Annotated in this window: 1 protein-coding gene; it reads right to left on the bottom strand. The window is 61.0% G+C overall.

Annotation, left to right across the window (positions count from 1 at the left end):
- Positions 1-2,714, bottom strand: a 2,714-nt coding sequence (locus ABIB36_RS21850) for an amino acid adenylation domain-containing protein (RefSeq protein ID WP_502944968.1), incomplete at both ends; no start/stop codon positions are given.

Raw genomic sequence — 2,714 nt, 5'->3', positions numbered from 1 at the left:
CAACATCACGCTCCGCAACACCCAACACACCAATATCACCCACCACCACAGACGAATCCGCCACCACCGCCTCCAACACCCGAACAAACCGCTCCACAAAACCATCCACCGTCACCACATCGAACAAATCCGCCGCAAACGTGAACTCCGCATGGATCTCTGCCGGTCGGCCTCCTTCCATCGCACCATCGAAGATGGTCAGCTGAAGGTCGGTCTTGGCCAACGGTGAATTCACATCAACCGCAGACACAGTCAGACCGGGCAGTTCGAGGCTCGCTCGCGTCATGTTCTGGAAGGACAGACCGACCTGGAACAGTGGGTTGCGCGCGGTGGAACGGACCGGATTGAGCACCTCGACGAGCCGCTCGAACGGCACGTCCGCATGCGCGAACGCCTGCAGATCGGTCTCTCGTGTCTGCGCCAACAGCTCCTCGAACGTCATCGAAGAATCCACCCGACTACGGAAAACCAACGTATTGACGAACATTCCGATCATGTCGTCCAAAGCTTTGTCGCCTCGACCTGCGACGGGCGTCCCGACGGCAATGTCCGACACGTTGGACAGCCTCGCCAACAGAACTGCAAACGCGGCGTGCATCGTCATGAACAGGGTTGTGTGGTGCTTACGGGACAATTCGAGCAGCGCGCCATGCAACGTGGCGTCCAGAGTGAAGCGAACGGCGTCGCCACGAAAGCTCTGGTGTGTCGGTCGTCGTCGATCCGAAGGCAGGTCCAGCTGGTCCGGCAGCCCCGACAGTGCCGACTTCCAGTACGCAACCTGCTGCGAGGCAATCGAATCCGGATCATCCTCACTACCGAGAACCTCACGCTGCCACAACGCGTAGTCGGCGTACTGCACCGGCAACGGAGCCCAACCAGGAGCCTCACCGGCAGAACGCGCCGCATACGCCACCATCACATCGCGTACGAGGGGCGCCATCGATGCACCATCAGCAGACACGTGATGAATGACGAACGCCAGGACATATTCGCGGTCTGCGACTTTGAACAGTTTTGCGGCCCGGGGAATCTCGGTTGTAACGTCGAAAGCAGTCATCATCAGATCGATGACGCGCCGACGGATATCGATCTCCTCGACGTCGATGATCGCCAAGTCTGCATCCGACTCTTCGACGTGCAGGATTTCCTGGCGTGGACCGTCCAGCGAATCCGGATAGATCGTACGAAGAGACTCGTGGCGCGCAATGAGGTCCATCATTGCTGCCTCGAGTGCGGCGACGTTCAGTTCACCGCTCAATCGAACTGCGAACGGAATATTGTCCACTGCCGAGGTGGTGTCGTACTGGTTGAGGAACCAGTAGCGCTGCTGCGCAAGCGACAGCGGTATCCGCTCGGGTCTTGCCACCGCGATGAGCGCCCGCACGCCGCCACTACCGACCTGGCTGGCGATGCGCGTGGCGAGGTCGGCGACGTTGGACGCCTCGAACAGCTCGCGTACGCCGATCTTCGTGTTGAGAACCTGCCCCAACCTCGAGACGAGCTGTGTGGCGATAAGTGAATTGCCACCGAGTTCGAAGAAGTCGTCATCGAGTCCTACTCGCTCGAGACCGAGAACTCCTGCGAAGGTGTCGGCAACGATTTCCTCCACCGGTGTGGTGGGTGCGCGGAACTCCTTGATCTCCACGACCGGGGCCGGCAACGCCTTACGATCGAGTTTCCCGCTCGATCCGAGTGGAAACTCCTCGAGCTCGACGAAGACGGACGGCACCATGTACTCGGCCAACTTGGAGCCGAGGGCGGTCCGAACCGCCGCGCTGTCGAAATCCGCGGAGTCCGTGACGACGTAGGCCACCAGTTGCTCGTCTCGGACCAGTACTGCGGCCTGCGAGATCGAATTCTGTTCCAGCAGAATGGTCTCGATCTCGCCGAGCTCGATGCGCAAACCGCGGAGCTTGACCTGGAAGTCACTGCGACCCACATAGTCGAGCTCACCGTCAGCATTCCAACGAACGACATCGCCCGTTCGGTAGAGCCGCTCACCGCGAACGCGGGCCTCCGGTACCGGATGCGCGACGAATCTGTCTGCCGTCAAATCGGGACGGCCGACGTATCCCCGTGCCAACTGCACGCCCGCGAGATAGAGCTCGCCCTCGACGCCGACGGGGACCGGGGACAGCCGGCGGTCCAACACGAAGACACGGGTGTTCCACACCGGCGCGCCGATAGGAATGACCGTCTCGCCCGGCCGCACCTCATGGAAAGTGACGTCGACCGCGGCTTCCGTCGGGCCGTACAGGTTGTGTAGCGAAATGTGCGGCAGGGTCGAGAACACTCGCTGGGCTGTGGCCGCGGGAAGAGCTTCGCCGGAGGCGAATATCATCCGCAGACTTGGCAATCGAGTCTCGCGCCCCTCGAGCTCGGAGACGAACACCGCAAGCATCGACGGAACGAAGTGCATGGTGGTCACTGATTCGTCGGCAATCAGCCGGGCGAGATAGTTCGGATCGCGATGTCCGTCGGGAATCGCGACCACGATCGAGGCACCCACCTGAAGCGCCCAGAAGAACTCCCAGACCGATACATCGAAGGTGAACGGAGTTTTCTGCAACACAACGTCGCTCGTGGTCAGGCCATAGGTGTCCTGCATCCATAGAAGCCGGTTGACGATCGCCTCATGCGAAACCGCCACACCCTTCGGCCGACCCGTCGACCCCGACGTGAAAATCACATACGCCGCATTCGACCCACGCAAC

This window comes from Rhodococcus sp. UYP9 (assembly GCF_040547235.1).
GTDB lineage: Bacteria > Actinomycetota > Actinomycetes > Mycobacteriales > Mycobacteriaceae > Rhodococcoides.
The sequence above is the reverse complement of the archived record's forward strand: the minus strand, read 5'-3'. Positions and strand labels throughout refer to the sequence as shown.